Origin of the sequence: Yoonia sp. 2307UL14-13, assembly GCF_037572755.1 — a bacterium.
In the GTDB taxonomy this organism is placed as follows: domain Bacteria; phylum Pseudomonadota; class Alphaproteobacteria; order Rhodobacterales; family Rhodobacteraceae; genus Yoonia.
Genome location: NZ_JBBIFZ010000003.1, coordinates 63861 through 79956, shown reverse-complemented (window position 1 = coordinate 79956; position 16096 = coordinate 63861). Strand labels below are relative to the sequence as shown.

Annotated in this window: 16 protein-coding genes and 4 pseudogenes; 11 read left to right on the top strand and 9 right to left on the bottom strand. The window is 53.6% G+C overall.

Translation table 11 applies throughout. The features are described 5' to 3' along the window. Nucleotides 1-52: 52 nt before the first annotated feature. The 4 genes from V8J85_RS09905 to fcl are packed head-to-tail and all read left to right on the top strand — an operon-like array spanning nucleotide 53 to nucleotide 3865. Nucleotides 53-1102 carry a glycosyltransferase gene (locus V8J85_RS09905; RefSeq protein WP_339953572.1) on the top strand — a complete coding sequence of 350 codons (1050 nt, stop codon included), beginning with the start codon at nucleotides 53-55 and terminating at the stop codon, nucleotides 1100-1102. Continuing rightward, a complete protein-coding gene (locus V8J85_RS09900; protein ID WP_339953571.1) occupies nucleotides 1099-1740 on the top strand; it encodes a hypothetical protein in 642 nt (213 codons plus the stop codon). Before V8J85_RS09905 ends, V8J85_RS09900 begins: the two co-directional genes overlap by 4 nt. A gap of 21 nt (nucleotides 1741-1761) precedes the next feature. Beyond that, a complete protein-coding gene (gene gmd, locus V8J85_RS09895; RefSeq protein WP_339953570.1) occupies nucleotides 1762-2880 on the top strand; it encodes a GDP-mannose 4,6-dehydratase in 1119 nt (372 codons plus the stop codon). A gap of 4 nt (nucleotides 2881-2884) precedes the next feature. Then, nucleotides 2885-3865 (top strand): GDP-L-fucose synthase, encoded by a 981-nt coding sequence (gene fcl, locus V8J85_RS09890; RefSeq protein ID WP_339953569.1) that lies wholly within the window; start codon nucleotides 2885-2887, stop codon nucleotides 3863-3865. A gap of 679 nt (nucleotides 3866-4544) precedes the next feature. Here fcl and V8J85_RS09885 read toward each other — a convergent pair. From V8J85_RS09885 to V8J85_RS09870, 4 genes and pseudogenes are all read right to left on the bottom strand, one after another. Next, a complete protein-coding gene (locus tag V8J85_RS09885; RefSeq protein ID WP_339953568.1) occupies nucleotides 4545-5297 on the bottom strand; it encodes an FkbM family methyltransferase in 753 nt (250 codons plus the stop codon). Between the two features lie 394 nt (nucleotides 5298-5691). Beyond that, nucleotides 5692-6129, bottom strand: a pseudogene (locus V8J85_RS09880) (integrase core domain-containing protein); the annotation flags it as partial. A 12-nt stretch (nucleotides 6130-6141) separates the two neighbouring features. Continuing rightward, nucleotides 6142-6246, bottom strand: a pseudogene (locus tag V8J85_RS09875) (IS5/IS1182 family transposase); the annotation flags it as partial. Nucleotides 6247-6249: 3 nt separating this feature from the next. Then, nucleotides 6250-6438, bottom strand: a pseudogene (locus tag V8J85_RS09870) (transposase); the annotation flags it as partial. Here V8J85_RS09870 and V8J85_RS09865 point away from each other — a divergent pair. Both V8J85_RS09865 and V8J85_RS09860 read left to right on the top strand, forming a co-directional pair. After that, nucleotides 6407-7075, top strand: a pseudogene (locus tag V8J85_RS09865) (IS3 family transposase); the annotation flags it as partial. The pseudogenes V8J85_RS09870 and V8J85_RS09865 overlap by 32 nt on opposite strands. A 264-nt stretch (nucleotides 7076-7339) precedes the next feature. Further along, nucleotides 7340-8365 carry a LacI family DNA-binding transcriptional regulator gene (locus V8J85_RS09860; RefSeq protein WP_339953567.1) on the top strand — a complete coding sequence of 342 codons (1026 nt, stop codon included), beginning with the start codon at nucleotides 7340-7342 and terminating at the stop codon, nucleotides 8363-8365. Here the strand turns inward: V8J85_RS09860 and V8J85_RS09855 are convergent. After that, entirely contained in the window at nucleotides 8362-8736 is a 375-nt protein-coding gene (locus tag V8J85_RS09855) for a VOC family protein (protein ID WP_339953566.1), read from the bottom strand. The genes V8J85_RS09860 and V8J85_RS09855 overlap by 4 nt on opposite strands. 85 nt (nucleotides 8737-8821) lie before the next feature. Here V8J85_RS09855 and V8J85_RS09850 point away from each other — a divergent pair, with 85 nt between their 5' ends. Continuing rightward, nucleotides 8822-9307: a winged helix-turn-helix transcriptional regulator gene (locus V8J85_RS09850; RefSeq protein ID WP_339953565.1), complete on the top strand. Its 486-nt coding sequence runs from the start codon at nucleotides 8822-8824 to the stop codon at nucleotides 9305-9307. Here V8J85_RS09850 and V8J85_RS09845 read toward each other — a convergent pair. Beyond that, on the bottom strand, nucleotides 9304-10023 hold the full coding sequence (locus tag V8J85_RS09845; RefSeq protein WP_339953564.1) for a winged helix-turn-helix domain-containing protein: 720 nt from the start codon (nucleotides 10021-10023) through the stop codon (nucleotides 9304-9306). The genes V8J85_RS09850 and V8J85_RS09845 overlap by 4 nt on opposite strands. Then, the gene (locus V8J85_RS09840; protein WP_339953563.1) at nucleotides 9980-10261 is read right to left on the bottom strand and encodes a hypothetical protein; all 282 of its coding nucleotides are present in this window, start codon (nucleotides 10259-10261) and stop codon (nucleotides 9980-9982) included. The genes V8J85_RS09845 and V8J85_RS09840 overlap by 44 nt, the downstream gene beginning before the upstream one ends. A gap of 156 nt (nucleotides 10262-10417) precedes the next feature. Here V8J85_RS09840 and V8J85_RS09835 point away from each other — a divergent pair, with 156 nt between their 5' ends. The 3 genes from V8J85_RS09835 (at nucleotide 10418) to V8J85_RS09825 (ending at nucleotide 12900) form a co-directional block, all read left to right on the top strand. Further along, nucleotides 10418-10891, top strand: a complete 474-nt coding sequence (locus tag V8J85_RS09835) for a hypothetical protein (RefSeq protein WP_339953562.1) — start codon at nucleotides 10418-10420, stop codon at nucleotides 10889-10891. Nucleotides 10892-11069: 178 nt separating this feature from the next. Then, nucleotides 11070-11702 (top strand): ribonuclease HII, encoded by a 633-nt coding sequence (locus V8J85_RS09830; RefSeq protein WP_339953561.1) that lies wholly within the window; start codon nucleotides 11070-11072, stop codon nucleotides 11700-11702. Between the two features lie 88 nt (nucleotides 11703-11790). After that, nucleotides 11791-12900, top strand: coding sequence for a site-specific DNA-methyltransferase (locus tag V8J85_RS09825; RefSeq protein WP_339953560.1), 1110 nt, complete (start codon nucleotides 11791-11793; stop codon nucleotides 12898-12900). Between the two features lie 369 nt (nucleotides 12901-13269). Here the strand turns inward: V8J85_RS09825 and V8J85_RS09820 are convergent, their stop codons facing one another. Then, on the bottom strand, nucleotides 13270-14409 hold the full coding sequence (locus tag V8J85_RS09820; RefSeq protein WP_339953559.1) for an alkane 1-monooxygenase: 1140 nt from the start codon (nucleotides 14407-14409) through the stop codon (nucleotides 13270-13272). A 57-nt stretch (nucleotides 14410-14466) separates the two neighbouring features. After that, complete coding sequence (gene mutY, locus V8J85_RS09815) at nucleotides 14467-15519, bottom strand: A/G-specific adenine glycosylase (RefSeq protein ID WP_339953558.1); 1053 nt, start codon at nucleotides 15517-15519, stop codon at nucleotides 14467-14469. A gap of 67 nt (nucleotides 15520-15586) precedes the next feature. Here mutY and V8J85_RS09810 point away from each other — a divergent pair, with 67 nt between their 5' ends. Beyond that, nucleotides 15587-16096: a DUF721 domain-containing protein gene (locus V8J85_RS09810; protein ID WP_339953557.1), complete on the top strand. Its 510-nt coding sequence runs from the start codon at nucleotides 15587-15589 to the stop codon at nucleotides 16094-16096.

Genomic DNA, 16096 nt, shown 5'->3' with positions numbered 1-16096 from the left:
CGAGCTGATATGTGTCAGCTTGCTTTAAGATGCAGGTTAGCAAGCGTATGTCATGAAGATACTTCTTGTATCTCCCTTCGAGAATGGCGCAACGGGCCGAGGCGATCGCAACCTGCGACTCGAGGCAGAGTTACGCGCACGTGGGCACCATGTGGTCTATGTGACGGGCGACTTTGATCATGCAGCGAAGAAGCGCATACCCAAGAATCTGCTTTCAGATCGCGAGGGGCTCAAGGTACTACATGCGCCATCCTACCACAAAAATGTCGGAATATCGCGTATGTGGTGTCATCTTGTTTTGGCTTTGCGGCTATGGGCGTTCGGGTTCAAAGAGCGATGGGACGTGGTCGTTATTTCGTCAATTCCGCCAGAGATGTTGATTGCAGCACGTTTTTTGCGCAAGCGTGCGACGGTTGTTGATATACGGGACATTTGGCCGGATGCACTTTTGGCCTACGGAAAACAAAGCCTAATAAAGCGCATATTCGGATCCTATTGCCATCTAATCTTCAAGTTCACTTTGAAGGATGCCGACCGTACGATGATTGTAGCCCCAGGGTTTCGCCAGTGGCTGAATAGTTATAGAAAAATGCCTGTCGGCAGTGTGAAATTTGTACCATTGGGATTTTGCCGAGAAGACTTTCGCCCGCTTGCCAGTGGATCTGGGAAGTACGATTTTTGTTATGCAGGTGGCGCTACACCGCAATTTGATATTCGTGAGTTTGCGGAAGAGTTTAAGGAAAAACGAGGAGTAATATTGGGTAGCGGTCCGCTGCTTGACGACTGGAGGGAGGCATTTCCGAATGCTGAGTTTCGTGGAGCTGTTTCGCGGTCTGAGGCGATGAGTGTTATGCAGCGTTCACAACTGCTGTTATTCCCGTCCAACCCCTTTGCACAACTTCCGAACAAGGCATTCGATTACTTTGCGCTTGGTCATCGCGTTGCTATCGGTCAGAACTGTAGCCGCGCTACACGATCATTGCTGAGAATGCGGCATCGCCGTGAGACAAACGGCAGTGGCAGGTGGCAAGACTACGCAATTATCGAAAAAGAAGCGCTGGCAAATCGGGCCGCTGATATTGTGGAAGCCGCTGTTTCATGATTCATCACTACATTAATTTAGTGTGCTGGCGTGAGATGCTTGATATCTATGACTCTCAACGTGATGTCGTCTGGGTAGACACCTTTTCGCTGCATAAGTTGGTCAAGATCTGGCATAAAAACGTGCAGTACCGTCCAGGCACATCGATCCTCGAAAGAATCGGCCCAGAAAGCTCTCAGGACGCGCCACATTGGTTCTTTTTGACCGCACATCAGATCGACGGCATTCCCCTTGAAAACCAGTATTGCCTGCCGGTCTTTCGTGATGAAATCGTTCTTCCTGCTTCACTTGCAAAGTGTTTGGAAGGCTTGGCACCGGGAGTTCATGTCGGTATCGGTATTAGTGCTCCAAAACAGAACTACCTGGCGACTGCTTTGCACAGGCTGCGGCCCGATCTGGAATATCACTGTCTTGGTGCGGCTATACAAGGTTACTATACAGAAAATGGCCAAAACCCGCGCAAATCCATACTTACTGGGAGCGGGTTCGAGTGGATTCGTTTTTTTTGGATGTACCCCGCTAGAACCTGGAATAAGATCGAATGTACTTTACGCGAACTCTGGCTACTACAAACGCAAAAAAAGAGCCGCGACGCATTTAGAAAATTTGCCTCCATTTGTATGCCCTCTCAGGCTTAGTAGAAAAAGGTATTCATAATCATGAAGCGAGCTCTGATAACAGGCATTACCGGTCAAGATGGCTCTTATCTTGCGGAGTTTTTGCTCGAGAAGGGGTATGAAGTGCATGGCATCAAGCGTCGCTCATCACTTTTTAATACGGCACGTATTGATCACATTTATCAAGATCCCCATACGACGAGGCAAAACTTTACCCTTCATTACGGCGATTTGACTGACACTTCGAACCTGACAAGAATCCTGCGTGAGGTTGAACCTGACGAAGTATACAATCTTGGTGCACAGTCTCATGTTGCAGTCTCGTTCGAGGCACCCGAGTACACGGCAGATGTCGATGCAATTGGGACGCTTCGTATGCTAGAGGCCATTCGATTTTTAGGGCTAGAAGCGAAGACTCGTTTTTATCAGGCCTCTACGTCTGAGCTTTATGGACTGGTTCAGGAGGTTCCCCAACGCGAAACGACCCCGTTCTATCCACGTTCACCCTATGCCGTGGCAAAAATGTACGCTTATTGGATTTGTGTGAACTATCGGGAAGCATATGGAATATATGCCTGCAATGGTATCCTGTTCAATCACGAGAGCCCACGTCGAGGTGAGACCTTTGTCACACGAAAGATCACACGCGGACTCGCGAACATCGCACAAGGCTTGGAAGACTGCCTGTACATGGGCAATATTGATGCCCTGCGCGATTGGGGGCATGCAAAAGACTATGTGAGGATGCAGTGGCTGATGCTGCAACAGGACGTACCTGAGGATTTCGTCATCGCAACGGGTGTACAGTATTCTGTCCGCCAATTCATTATCTGGACTGCAAAAGAATTGGGAATTGAGGTGGAGTTTACCGGCACCGGTATTGAAGAAGTAGCACGGGTGAAAACAGTAACTTCAGACAAAGCGCCAGCAATCAAACCTGGCCAACTCATCATGCGCATTGACCCACGCTATTTCCGTCCAGCAGAGGTCGAAACACTACTTGGTGATTCATCCAAAGCCCATGAAAAACTTGGCTGGAAACCGGAGATCACAGCGCAAGATATGTGCGCAGAAATGGTCGAAGAAGATTTGCGCACCGCGCGTCGCCATGCCTTGCTAAAGCTGCACGGATACGAGCTTCCGGTGGCGCAAGAGGGCTAAAGTAATGAAAATCTACGTGGCTGGCCATCGCGGCATGGTAGGCAGTGCAATCTTACGGAAGTTAGAAAAGCAACGTGACACAGATGACGCGCTTATAATTATCACACGCACTTCATCTCAGCTAGATCTTAGGGATCAGTCGGCGGTACGGGCTTTCATGCAAACAGAGCGCCCAGATCAAGTGGTACTTGCTGCCGCCAAAGTCGGCGGCATCATGGCAAACAACACCTATCCCGCTGAATTTATATATGAAAACTTGATGATCGCATGCAATGTGATCCATGAGGCGCATGCAGCAAACGTACAGTCTCTGCTTCAGTTAGGATCCAGCTGCATTTATCCTAAATTCGCAAAACAACCCATGTCGGAGGGCGCACTGTTAACCGGTCCGCTTGAGCCAACCAACGAACCGTATGCAGTGGCAAAAATTGCAGCGATCAAGCTTTGCGAAAGCTATAATCGGCAGCATGGGCGTGACTACAGATCGGTCATGCCCACGAATCTGTACGGTCCTGGCGACAACTTTCATACAGAGAACAGCCATGTTCTACCGGCATTGATGCGTCGATTCCACGAAGCACGTGCAGCGGATTTACCGGAGGTAACGATTTGGGGCACAGGCACGCCTCGTCGAGAATTTCTCCACGTTGACGATATGGCAGCTGCTTCTCTGTTTGTCTTAAACTTACCTAAAGCGGTCTACAAAAGCGCAACCGAGCCGATGCTTAGTCATATTAATGTCGGCAGTGGCACAGACATTGCAATTCTCGAGCTCGCGAAAATGATTGCACAAGTCGTAGGATATACAGGTAAGATCGCAACAGATCCCAATAAACCAGATGGTACACCGCGAAAACTAATGGATGGTACACGTTTGAAAAATTTGGGGTGGAAGGCTCAGATCCACCTAGAAAAGGGTATTCGGGATACTTATGAATGGTTTTATCAAAACCTATTACAAACTGATAATATTCGAGAAAAGTGAAGCGTCAGTTTGGCTTTGTCACGCAGCCGTGTAATACCAACCAAAAAGACAGCACTCGCGACCTGGAGTCTGGACCCATTGATTTCCGATATTTTGAGATGCTTTACCGGTCGGAAATCGAGTAGTGATGTGAGAACATTTCTGGGCTAAATGACGCACAGGTGGCACGTCTAGAGCCCTACCTTCCCAGAACAGAACCAAAAACCGGTAGAAAGACACAGTTCCGCGAGTTTCGCATCACGACTGGTACCACCCCAAACACACGACGCCTCACAACTGTCATGTATGCGTGGCTTGAAAAGCCAGCCGTACGTGGCGAGGCCATCCCGAAACAATGAGCGAGGATCAAACGAAGGATCATTGAAATCCCGCGCTTGCTTCACCGCCAATCCGCCGCATAATCAAATCGACCACATAAGCTAGACTGTCTTTTAGATCTAAAATCCATCAGTTTCAAAATGTCTTATGGCGGATAACTTCGATAAACCCGATGGCATCTGGCGCAAATTGATGAATATCAGTCGCCTTACACAATAGGATTAGACTGCTGTGGTTGCTATGAAAAATGGCTTCCCGAATACTCACAAATGGTTTTATAAGCAACTATCTACTATCGATTGTATTGGGGTAAAGTAAATATACTTCAGTTATATTGATACAAAAAGAGATAAATCTATCATCACTTTATCTGATCCCAGTTTACGGAGATTTCAATCTCTTCAGGAACACAAGGCATATCAAGTTCATGTGGCTTAACACTACCTGGTAGTCCAGAAAAATATGGATAGTCGTTGCGAACCAAAGTAAGCTCAAAACAATCGATGATATCAATTCCACGATACTGAACTGGACTAATATTGTTGTTCGGATGAAAATGAACAACCTTATGATTTTGGGTTATTTTTTTGAAGAAATTGACTATGTTTTCAGTATTTTCCGATTTCAAAATTCTTTGAAATCCATGCACTTCAATAATAACCAAATTAAACATATCAATTACATTTATCGGCATGTGGTTTATTATATCATATTCAGCACCTTCAATATCCATTTGCAGTGCGTTTCGTTGATTTTTATCAATATTTTCTGAAAGCCAATCTATCGCGTTAATCGTATCATCATTATTTTCTACCCCCCAGAACACCTTGTGAAATTCAATATTATCATGAGCCATCGATGGTCCCAATACAGATGCGTCGAACAGGGAACATTTTGTGCCTTGGTCAGCGAAAGATATCTCAAAACTACTGTTCGAGCTAACACCTGGCGAGACCAAAGCATCTTGTTGATGGGCAGAAAGTGGAATGAGGTAACCCCCATCATTTTCGGAACCTACTCTAATAAGTTGTTCCGTTATGCCAACTGGCTTAATTAGCTCAACTATATCAAGAACAACATCTTTCTTATCGGATGTAAGGTTCTTTAATTTCACAAATACATAGTGCTTGATACGTAGGATGCTCCTTTTTATCTTATTTTTTTTCCTGTGCATGCACCAGTGCCTCCAAACGCTTCAAACAAGCCAATTTCGACCGGAGTTTGACTGTTAATTTCTATGATATCAAATCTTCGACGGCTCGCCACAGGACATTGTCGTGCCGAACACTGGTCGCCATTACTGCCCGCTACGTGCGGTCGACGTTGCGACCATCTATCCATATCTTGATCCCATAGATTGGCGCCCGAGCCAATAGGCGGGTTGGTATAACTGGAGCCATTATTACACGGCGATCGCTGGCGATTATTGGCGTTTGACCTGCTCCCCATCGAGTCCGCGTTCATAAGTTAGCTCTGTTCAGGTTTTGGTGCTCTTCTGACCGTTGGTGATACTCCCGCGGGGTGAGCCCGTCGAGGCCCGAATGCGGGCGGTGGTGATTGTAGTCGTCGCGCCATGCCGCAATCATGCGGCAGGCATGGTGCAAAGACGGGAAAGGTGCTCGTTGAGGCATTCCTCGCGCATCCGACCATTGAAGCTCTCGACCGGGCCATTTTGCATCGGCTTCCCGGGCGCAATGTAGTGCCACCCGACTTTGCGGTCTTCCTGCCATTTGAGCATCGCGTTGGATGTCAACTCGGTGCCGTTGTCCGAGACTATTGTCTTTGGGGCACCGCGCTCAGCAACGATGCGATCCAGTTCTCGAACAACACGATGCCCTGACAGTGATACCCGCGACCAACGCCAGGTTCTTACGGCCGAAGTCGTCGACAGCCGCCACGATGCGGAAGCGACGTCCGTCTATTGGCGCATCAGATACGAAATCTAGGATCAGGCCCCATAGCCAGAACATGACGACGGCCGCGAGCGCGCAGACTGAGAGGTACACCTTGGGGCATCGGTCATAGCGCGTTGTGACGCACCGCCAGTCCTTGAGGCGGGCGAAACCGTTCTCGTCTTCAAGCGCACGCACCCGCTTCGCGTCGGACGGCTCTATGCCGCCGTACTTCGATTTGTATTTGTAGAACGTCGCCGAAATGATCCCGTGCCGCCGACACACATCCGCAGCCTTCTCGCCAGCTTCCCGCTCCTTGATCATCGCCATGATCTGTTCGTCCGTAAATCGGGAACTGAGCACCGAGGGTTTACCGCCTGTTAACCATAAGCGCGTGTACCGGATCATGGAACGCAACGACCTGCTGCTGCAGTGATCCGGCTTTGATCGGTCAGAACGCAACCACGATGGCAAGGTCATGATGATGCGCTCAAACTTGCGATGGTGCAGCGACGGCCTTGAGTTTGTGTGCTGGAACGGCGAGGTCATCCGCTTGGCTTTCCTCATCGATGCGCATGATCGCAAGATCATCTCATGGCGGGCCGTCGCGAACGCCGGGATCAGCGGATCGGATGTTAGGAACACGCTGCTCAAAGCCGTTGAGAAACGGTTTGTTACACACCGCGCACCCGAACAGGTTGAGGTATTGTCCGACAACGGCAGCGTTTACACGGCTAAGGACACACGCATCTTCGCGCAACAGCTCGGTCTGAAGTCCTGCTTCACCCCAGTCAAAATCCCACAATCCAACGGCATGTCCGAAGCCTTTGTGAAGACACTCAAGCGCGATTACGTCCGCGTGAACCCGTTGACCGACGCCGAAAACGTCATGCCATTGATAGGAGAATGGATCGAAGACTATAACGAAAACCAGCCACACAGCGGCTTGAAATGGAAACCGCCTCGCGAGTTCATCAGGGCCAAAACCGAAACGGCTTAGCTCTCGGGTAAAACGGGGGCTGGATCACGCTACGCCTACATCATCGATCACAATACCAATGAAGAGGTTTATCGCTTTGTCGTCATGGTCTTCCTGTCCCGAGCATTGTCGCTGTTGTCTACGGCATTGATTTTGACCGGGCTGCTGTTCGTCGTTCCGTAGTCGACTGAGACAAGAGCGTGTTCCGAATTGATCTGCTGGTGCGCTGGTCAAGCCTCGCATACGCAGCTAAACATAGGCGAAGCAAACGCCGGACCCGCCCCTGTGACAAAACAAAACCGCCGCCCTTTGACCTTGCGCGACGTCTCCGAAGCCTCGGGCGTAAGCGAGATGACCGTCAGTCGCGTTCTCCGCAATAAGGGTGACGTCAGCGCAGCGACACGCCAGCGGGTCCAGGATGCGGCCAAGCGGCTCGGATACGTGCCCAACAAGATTGCCGGCGCGCTGGCCTCACAACGGGTCAATCTGGTGGCGGTCATCATCCCCTCCCTCGGCAACATGGTCTTCCCAGAGGTTTTGTCCGGCATCTCGCAAACGCTGGAAGACACTGACCTGCAACCGGTTGTCGGGGTCACCGACTACCTGCCCGAAAAGGAAGAGAAAGTCTTGTTCGAGATGCTGTCCTGGCGACCGTCGGGGGTGATCATCGCGGGGCTCGAACATTCCGAGGCATCGCAGGCCATGCTGCGGCAGGCCGGCATACCGGTCGTTGAGATCATGGATATTGACGGCGAGCCAATAGATACCTGCGTCGGCATCTCGCACCGTCGCGCCGGGCGAAAAATGGCTGAAGAGATCATCAAGGCCGGATATAAACATATCGGGTTCATGGGCACGAAGATGCCGCTTGATCATCGGGCACGAAAGCGGTTCGAAGGTTTCACAAGGACGCTTGCCAAGGCAGGGATCGAGATCGCCGATCAGGAATTCTATTCCGGTGGTTCCGCGCTTGCCAAAGGACGCGAGATGACGGCCAGGATGATCGAACGGACCCCCGATCTCGACTTCCTCTATTATTCAAACGACATGATTGGCGCGGGCGGATTGCTGTATCTGCTAGAAAAAGGGATCGACGTTCCCGGCCAGATCGGCCTGGCCGGTTTCAACGGTGTCGAACTGCTCGAAGGTCTGCCCCGCCAGCTTGCGACCATGGATGCATGCCGTCGCGAGATCGGCATCAAGGCCGCCGAGATTGTTGCCCAGCGTAATGCAGGTTTGGCCATGGATGACGACAAGATTATCAAACTCAGCCCAAAACTGGCACACGGCGATACCCTGCGGCGGGCTTAACCGCCGGATAAATCCTGCGCCAGCATCATCGCATTCCCGTCGGGGTCGTAAAATGTCGCCGTACTTACCATCCCCTCGATGGTTTCCGTCGGGCCATCGAACTTCACGCCGGCCGCCTCCAGTTTTTGCCGCCCTGCAGCAATGTCGGCGATGCCGAAGACAGGCACAGCATTGCCTGGCTTAGGATCCGTCTGCTCGCCCAAACCCAGGGTTACACCTTCGGTCATGGTTTTCATCTCGCTCCAGCCAGCCTCATCCATATGGTAAAGTGGTTCAAAGCCCAGTGTGTCTTCGTACCACTTCGCGCTTGCGTGACGGTCCTTTACCGACATCGCGATTGTGATCGTATTATCCAGCGTAACAACAGGCATATCACTTCCCTTCATTTTTAAATTATATATACTATACTTTATGGACATTGAGCTTCTTGTCAATATCACGTCCAGGGCATGGTGCGTGCGTATTCTTTCGTTGCTGCATCGGGGCGTCCCCGCGCGTCAGGCGCCTTTGCTGGCGGCGTCCGGCGCTGGGCGCACTGCGTTTGGGCAAAGCCTACAGCATGTCCGCGATCTTGGGCTGATCGAGACAAACCCGGGGCATGGACATCCATTGCGACCTGAATACCGGCTGACCCCGAAGGGCGCAGAGATCGCAGCTATCGCGGCAAGAATCGACAATAGCATTCAAGGGTCTGAGCAAGAAACTTTGATCCGGCGGGCATGGACCATTCCGGTTCTCGCGGTCAGCGAAAAGCCCCGATATTTCGGGCACATCAAGGGATCCCTCGGGCGGATCACGGATCGCGCCTTGTCTCAATCAATCAAGCAGCTCGAGGAAAAGCGATGGCTCATCCGGCGGGTCGACACCAACGCACGACCGCCACGACCGCTGTACCAATCCGCCAATACCGGGCTGCTGATCAGCCGGGCCGTCAATGGCTAGATCATCCGGATCACATCCTTGTCGATCGCCAGCATATAACCCTTGCGGGCGATGTTCTTGACCAGCAATTCGCTGATCATCTGATTGCCAAGCGTGTCGCGCAGGCGCTTGATCCGGGTGGCCCCCGCGGCTTCATCGCAATCTGCTGCAGAACGGCCCGAGATTACGCCCTCGATCTCGGCCCCCGACAGCACCTCATCATCCATGCGGGCCTCTGCCAGCACGGACAGCGTCTCAATGGCAGCGTCCGTCAGCTTGAACTCGAAGTCATTCAGGTAAACGGCTTTCTGATCACGGCTAATGGTCAGCGAATTGACCTCGATTCCCTGTCGTTCGATCCGGCTCATTCGGCGATTCATCGCGATCAACATGACCAGAAAGGTCATCGCCGCAACCAGCAAGGCCGTCGAAAATACCGTCAGCACGAAGATGATAAAACGATATGACACCAGCGTGTCCGAGAACGCCGTACCCGACTGCGCGAGTATCTCGAGCAGCTTGATCTCCGCATTCCCGGTCAGCGTGTCATTCTGAATGAACAACTGCTCGACACGGGCGTTAAACGCATTGGCATCGGGCAGATTGATAAACAACAGTACCGCGGCAATCGCCAGAATCGCCACAATGGCCGCGATCCCCGCAACCACAATCCGACTGCCGATTTCGCGTGCCTCAGTAGCGGAGGAAGTATTCACCTGCGCTGTCCTTTCTTCCATCAAGCCCGGTATCGTCAAAGACACCAAGCACATTCAATAGCTGCCAGCCATCGCGGCCTAGGCTCTGGCGCAACTGCTGCTCTGCCGATCCGACAGAACACTCACCGCGAACCTCCGTCACGCCGTAATGCAGGCGAAGCGGGTTGTCCTGCTTGGCCTTATAATCGGCATAGCAGGCAGCTTGCGCCATACCGGCATTGAGCATGAGAGCCATGAATGTGAAAGAAAGTTTTTTCATGATTCCTGCATGACACTTTGCCGTGATGATATTCAATAACCGCGAATGTTATCGCGATGGCAATCCTATAACCATCCCGCGTTATTGTTTGGCGTTCTCCTGCCGGGTCAATTTTGGACATCCTCGCCAAAACCGTTGCCCGTAAAGGAGGCCCACATGTTCAAACATTTTCTCGCTGGCCTGACCGCTCTATCCCTCGTTTTCGTCAGCCCGGCCCAGGCCAATGGGCTCGACCGGGAGGATGTCGGCAAACTGCTGATCGGACTGGCCGCAATCGCTGTGATCGGTGCGGCGGTCGAAGAAAACAACCGGCGCGAAAATCAGAGCACGCCTGCACACGACCGGAACCGTGGCTCTTGGTCTGATCTGCCGGATCGGAACAACGATTGGACCAACCTGCCACGACGCAATGATCGCCGGGTCATCCCGGTTGACTGCCTGCAGAATATCGAAACCCGCTTCGGCACCCAGCGCATGTTCGGACGTCGCTGCCTGCAGCGGAACTATCACCATTTCAGCAGCCTGCCCGAACGCTGTGCTGTCCGTGTCTACACCAATGACGGCCCTCGCCGCGGTTATGACCCGCTCTGCCTGCGCCAGCAGGGCTATCGCTCGGATCGGCGCTGGTAAGGCGCACGATAGCGCGGCCCACGCCCCGGTTGCCGCGCCACCTTGGGTGACTGATCTGCCTCAACAAAAAGGGCCACACAGGGCACCTCGCGATCAGCATACCCATGGGGCAGAGGAATGATATGGCCCTCTGCCCCTTTTTCCTTGTCTCTGGTTCACGCTTCTGGTCACTGGCGACATGACGCATCCCGATTTCAGTTTTGAACACGCCGCCCATACACGCGGGTTTTCCAGCGTGGCAGGTGTTGATGAAGTGGGACGTGGCCCCTTGGCCGGTCCAGTGGTCGCTGCGGCCGTGATCCTTGATCCTGCCAACATCCCCACCGGCCTCAACGACAGCAAAAAACTGACCGCCAAACGGCGCGAGGCGCTCTATGATCAGATCATGACGACGGCGCGGGTCAGTATCGCCGATGCCAACGTGGCCGAAATCGATGAGAAAAATATTTTGCGTGCCTCGCACATCGCGATGGTGCGCGCGATTGAAGGGCTGTCGCCCCAACCCGATCACATATTGATCGACGGCAATATGATCCCGCGAGGTCTGACACTCTCTAGCGAAGCCATCGTCAAAGGCGACAACCGCTCGCAGTCGATTGCCGCAGCGTCAATCGTTGCGAAACTGTGGCGGGACCGACACATGGTGGATTTGGCGCAACAGTTCCCTGGGTACGGTTGGGAACGCAATGCCGGTTACGGAACAGCCCAACATTTTAAGGGGCTGGAGGCGCATGGGGTCACGCCGCATCATAGACGCTCTTTCGCACCCATCCACAATATCTTGTATCAAGATAAAAGTGTAAGTGATTGAATCAATAAAACTTTTGACAGGGAATCAGGTCTGACTCACATTAGGGCCAAGCGAATGAGCGGGCAAACCGCCGGGGCTAGAGGCAGACATGACGACCAAGACCAAGACAAAGGGTGCGGGGGCGCTCCCTCTGAACACGATTATCGACGGCGATTGTATCGACGTCATGAACAGCCTGCCCGCGGGTTCGGTTGACCTGATTTTTGCGGATCCTCCTTACAATTTGCAGCTCAAGGGTGAGCTTCACCGTCCTGACAACTCCAAGGTCGATGCTGTCGACGATGCCTGGGATCAGTTCGACAGTTTCAAGGCCTATGATCGGTTCACCCGCCAATGGTTATCTGCCGCCCGTCGCCTGCTGAAACCCAATGGCGCGATTTGGGTCATTGGCAGTTACCACAATATTTTCCGGATGGGCGCAGAGCTACAGAACCAGGGTTTCTGGATCCTTAACGATGTGGTCTGGCGGAAATCGAACCCGATGCCGAATTTTCGCGGCAAGCGTTTGACGAACGCGCATGAGACAATGATCTGGGCCTCCAAGGAAGAGGCCAGCAAATATACCTTCAACTACGAGGCGCTGAAGGCGCTGAATGAAGGGGTGCAGATGCGCTCTGACTGGGTACTGCCGATCTGTACCGGCCATGAGCGGCTGAAGAATTCAGAGGGCGAAAAGGCCCATCCGACGCAGAAACCGCAATCCCTTCTGCACAGAGTTTTGGTTGCCACCACCAACCCCGGTGATGTCGTGCTTGATCCGTTTTTCGGGACCGGCACCACCGGGGCCGTAGCCAAGATGCTGGGTCGCGATTTCATCGGGATCGAGCGGGAAACCGAATACCGCGAAGTCGCTGAAAAACGTATCAAAAATACGCGCAAATTCGACAAGGAAGCGCTTGAGGTCTCGACCTCAAAACGCGCCGAACCTCGTGTGGCCTTTGGTGTTTTGGTCGAACGTGGTCTCCTTCGTCCGGGCGAGGAATTGTGGTCCATGAATGGGCGACACAAGGCCAAAGTGCGTGCTGATGGGACGTTGATTGGTGATGATGTGAAGGGATCGATTCATCAGGTTGGGGCTCATCTGGAGGGGGCGCCAAGCTGCAATGGATGGACCTATTGGCAGTTCAAGCGCGACGGACAGAAGGTGCCGATTGATATCCTGCGTCAGCAAATTCGGGCGGAGATGGCCAAGCATTAACGCCCGTTAGAGTTTCCCAAGAAGAATACCGCCAGTGCCTGTGGCCACCTTTCCCATGTCGAGAGGCCCACGCGCACAAAACTTCCCCCGCCGTCCTTGTACGGCGGGGTTTTTTCTTTGGAAGTTAACAAAGGGTTTATGAATGGCTGTTTTGGGGTGCAAAATGGCGCCGTTGTTGGAAATTTTCGTTCAAGCTCTTGATAATATTTGCATTTTTCCACAAAACGCCGATCGGAATTCTATCGGACTTTCATCGGAATTCCATCGGACCTCATCGCGCGGCTGATGCTGATTTCGTTAACCAATGCAGCATAGCGACTTCGACACTGACAAAACGTTTATTCGGTGTGCGGTGGGTCGAGACCCACCTTACCGTGGCATGGGATGTCCTCCGGTCCGATAGGCTGTCCAATCGGTGATCTCGGGATAGTACATTTCGCGCCATTTCTGCACGCGCGGGTTCATCACCTTGCGCCACAACGTCGGCGAAAGCGCCGTCAGTGTCATGACCGGATAACCGAACGGTAATTGCGGGGCCTCTTCGGCGCCATAAGTCTGCAACAGGGGGAACCGCCGGTCAGGTTTGTAATGATGATCGGAATGGCGTTGGAGATTGATCAGAAGCCAGTTCGATGCGCGGTGGGCGGAGTTCCACGAGTGGCGCGGCAGGACATGTTCGTATTTCCCATCGCCCAGGTGTTTCCGTGTCAGGCCGTAATGTTCGACGTAGTTGACGAGTTCCAGCTGAAACACCGCCCAGAAGGCCTGCACCGTGAACAGGAACACACCCCACCAACCGGCGATCAGCGCAGACAGCAGGAGGAACCCACCCTGCAGTGCCCAATAGCGCCAGAACGGGTTCGATTTATCGTGCCAAGGCAGACCCTTTCGCGCCAGCATCGCCTTTTCGGCCTTAAAGGCCGAGACCAGACATTGCTTCAAGACGCGCGGGAAGAACCGCCAAAAACTCTCATTGTACCGCGCAGTCACCGGATCGCGCGGGGTGGCGACATAGCGGTGATGGACCAACAAATGCTCTGACCGGAAATGCCCATAGAGGACGGATGTCATCAGGATATCACCCATCCAGCGTTCGATCTTGGGTTTTTGGTGCATCAATTCGTGGGCATAGGTGATGCCGATTGTACCGGACAGGATGCCAAGACCGGCAAAGAGCGCCCATTGCTCAAACCCGTTCAGATGGTCGGTTTGGGTGACATAGATCATCAACCCGAAGATCGTGCAAAGCTGCACGGGCACCCAGAGCAGCGTGATGGCCCGATACCAGAAAAGCTGGCTTTCATCCGTTTCCAGATCGGGATTTTTGGTATTCAGCCCAACGACATAGTCGAGCCCGGCGAAAAGATACCAGGTCGAGATCGGCAAGAGCAGGATGGTCCAGCCGCCTTGCATCGCGACGAAAACCGCCAACGGGACAAGCGCCAGGGATAGCCAGTAAGGTGCTGCGGCCATGCCGCCGAGTTTCGCGTTGCCTGGAATTGCTGTCATGGCTGGCCTCTTACCTCTCTCCCGTCATCGAAAGGTTAGGGGGAACGGGAAAATGGCTCAATAGTTGCGTAACGTCGCAGCGGCAAGGTCGTGGACCTTGCGCATGACAGTGGGCAGGGCGGCGGGGCTGAAATCTGATGCTAGGATGAAGGTGCCTTGGTCGGCGGTGGCATCGTCAGGCACGGTTGCGGTCATGATTTTCAAGTGCAGGTGGAAATGGGTGAAGGTGTGGCGAGCTTCGGCCTCGAGCTGGGTCCAGTCCGCATCTATCGGGGGCGTTGGCGCGGGATCATCCGACCAGTCAGAACCGGGCCAGCCGAGCATGCCGCCGAGAAGGCCCTTTTCGGGCCGCGTTTCGAGCAGCCACGCGCCGTCCGTACGTCGGGCAACATAAGCGATGCCGTAGCGCGTTGGCACTTTCTTTTTGGGTGTTTTCTTTGGCAACTCCGGCGCTGTCCCTGCCTCGCGTGCCGCGCAAGGGTCGCGCCACGGGCAGATGCCGCAGGCCGGGTTGCGTGGTGTGCAGATAGTGGCGCCGAGGTCCATGACGGCTTGGGCGTAGTCGCCGGGGCGGTTTTGTGGGGTGAGGGTGGCTGCCGCTTCGGTCAGTTCGGGCTTTGCGGCGGGAAGCGGCGTGTGGATGTCGTGCAGGCGGGCCATGACCCGTTCGACGTTGCCGTCCACGACGGTTTCGGGTTGGTCAAAGGCGATGGCGGCAATGGCGGCGGCGGTATAGGGGCCAATACCGGGGAGTTTGAGCAGATCGTTGTATTTGTTTGGGAAAACGCCTTTGTGGTCTGCGACAACGGCCCGGGCGCATTTCAACAGGTTGCGGGCGCGGGCGTAGTAGCCGAGGCCCGCCCATTCGGCCATCACCTGTGCGTCCTCGGCAGCGGCGAGATCAGTTACGGTTGGCCAGATCGTCGTGAATTTGCGGTGGTAGTCGCGGACGGCTGCGACCGTTGTTTGCTGCAGCATGACCTCTGACAGCCAGACGACGTAAGGATCAGGCATGACCCCGGCTATGCGGTCCACCGGTGGCACGCGCCAAGGCATCTCGCGTGCGTGGCGATCGTACCATTCCAGTAAAACGTCGCTGAGTTCACGCAATGTTCAACACCTCATATTTCGGATTCATTGGCTTGGCGCGCACAACCGCATAGATTAGAGCGTAGACATGAAACAGCCACGTCATACCAGCACAACCCGCGGCTTTTCGCGGGCATCGACATTGGTGCAAAAGCCGATCCGCGCCGTGGGCGAGCAGCGCGGCTTTGCGGTTGCGCGATTGTTGACGCACTGGGCTGAGGTCGTAGGCGCGGCCACCGCGAACATCGCAAAGCCGGTTAACGTCAGCTATGGCAAAGGCGGTATGGGTGCGACACTGACGTTATTGACCACCGGGTCGCAGGCCCCGATGCTGGAAATGCAAAAAGAGGCGATCCGTGAGAAAGTGAATGCCTGCTATGGTTACCGTGCGATTTCGCGGGTTCGGATCACCCAGACGGCGCCGACCGGTTTCGCGGAGGGCCGTGTGGCGTTTGAACATAAAGCGCACATGACGTCCCAGCCTGACCCGGTTGCGCGTAACGCTGCGCGAACACTGGCGGCTGATATTGAAAATCAAGACCTGCGCAGCGCACTTTGTGCGTTAGGCGCAAATGTCCTGTCACAACAAAAATCCTGA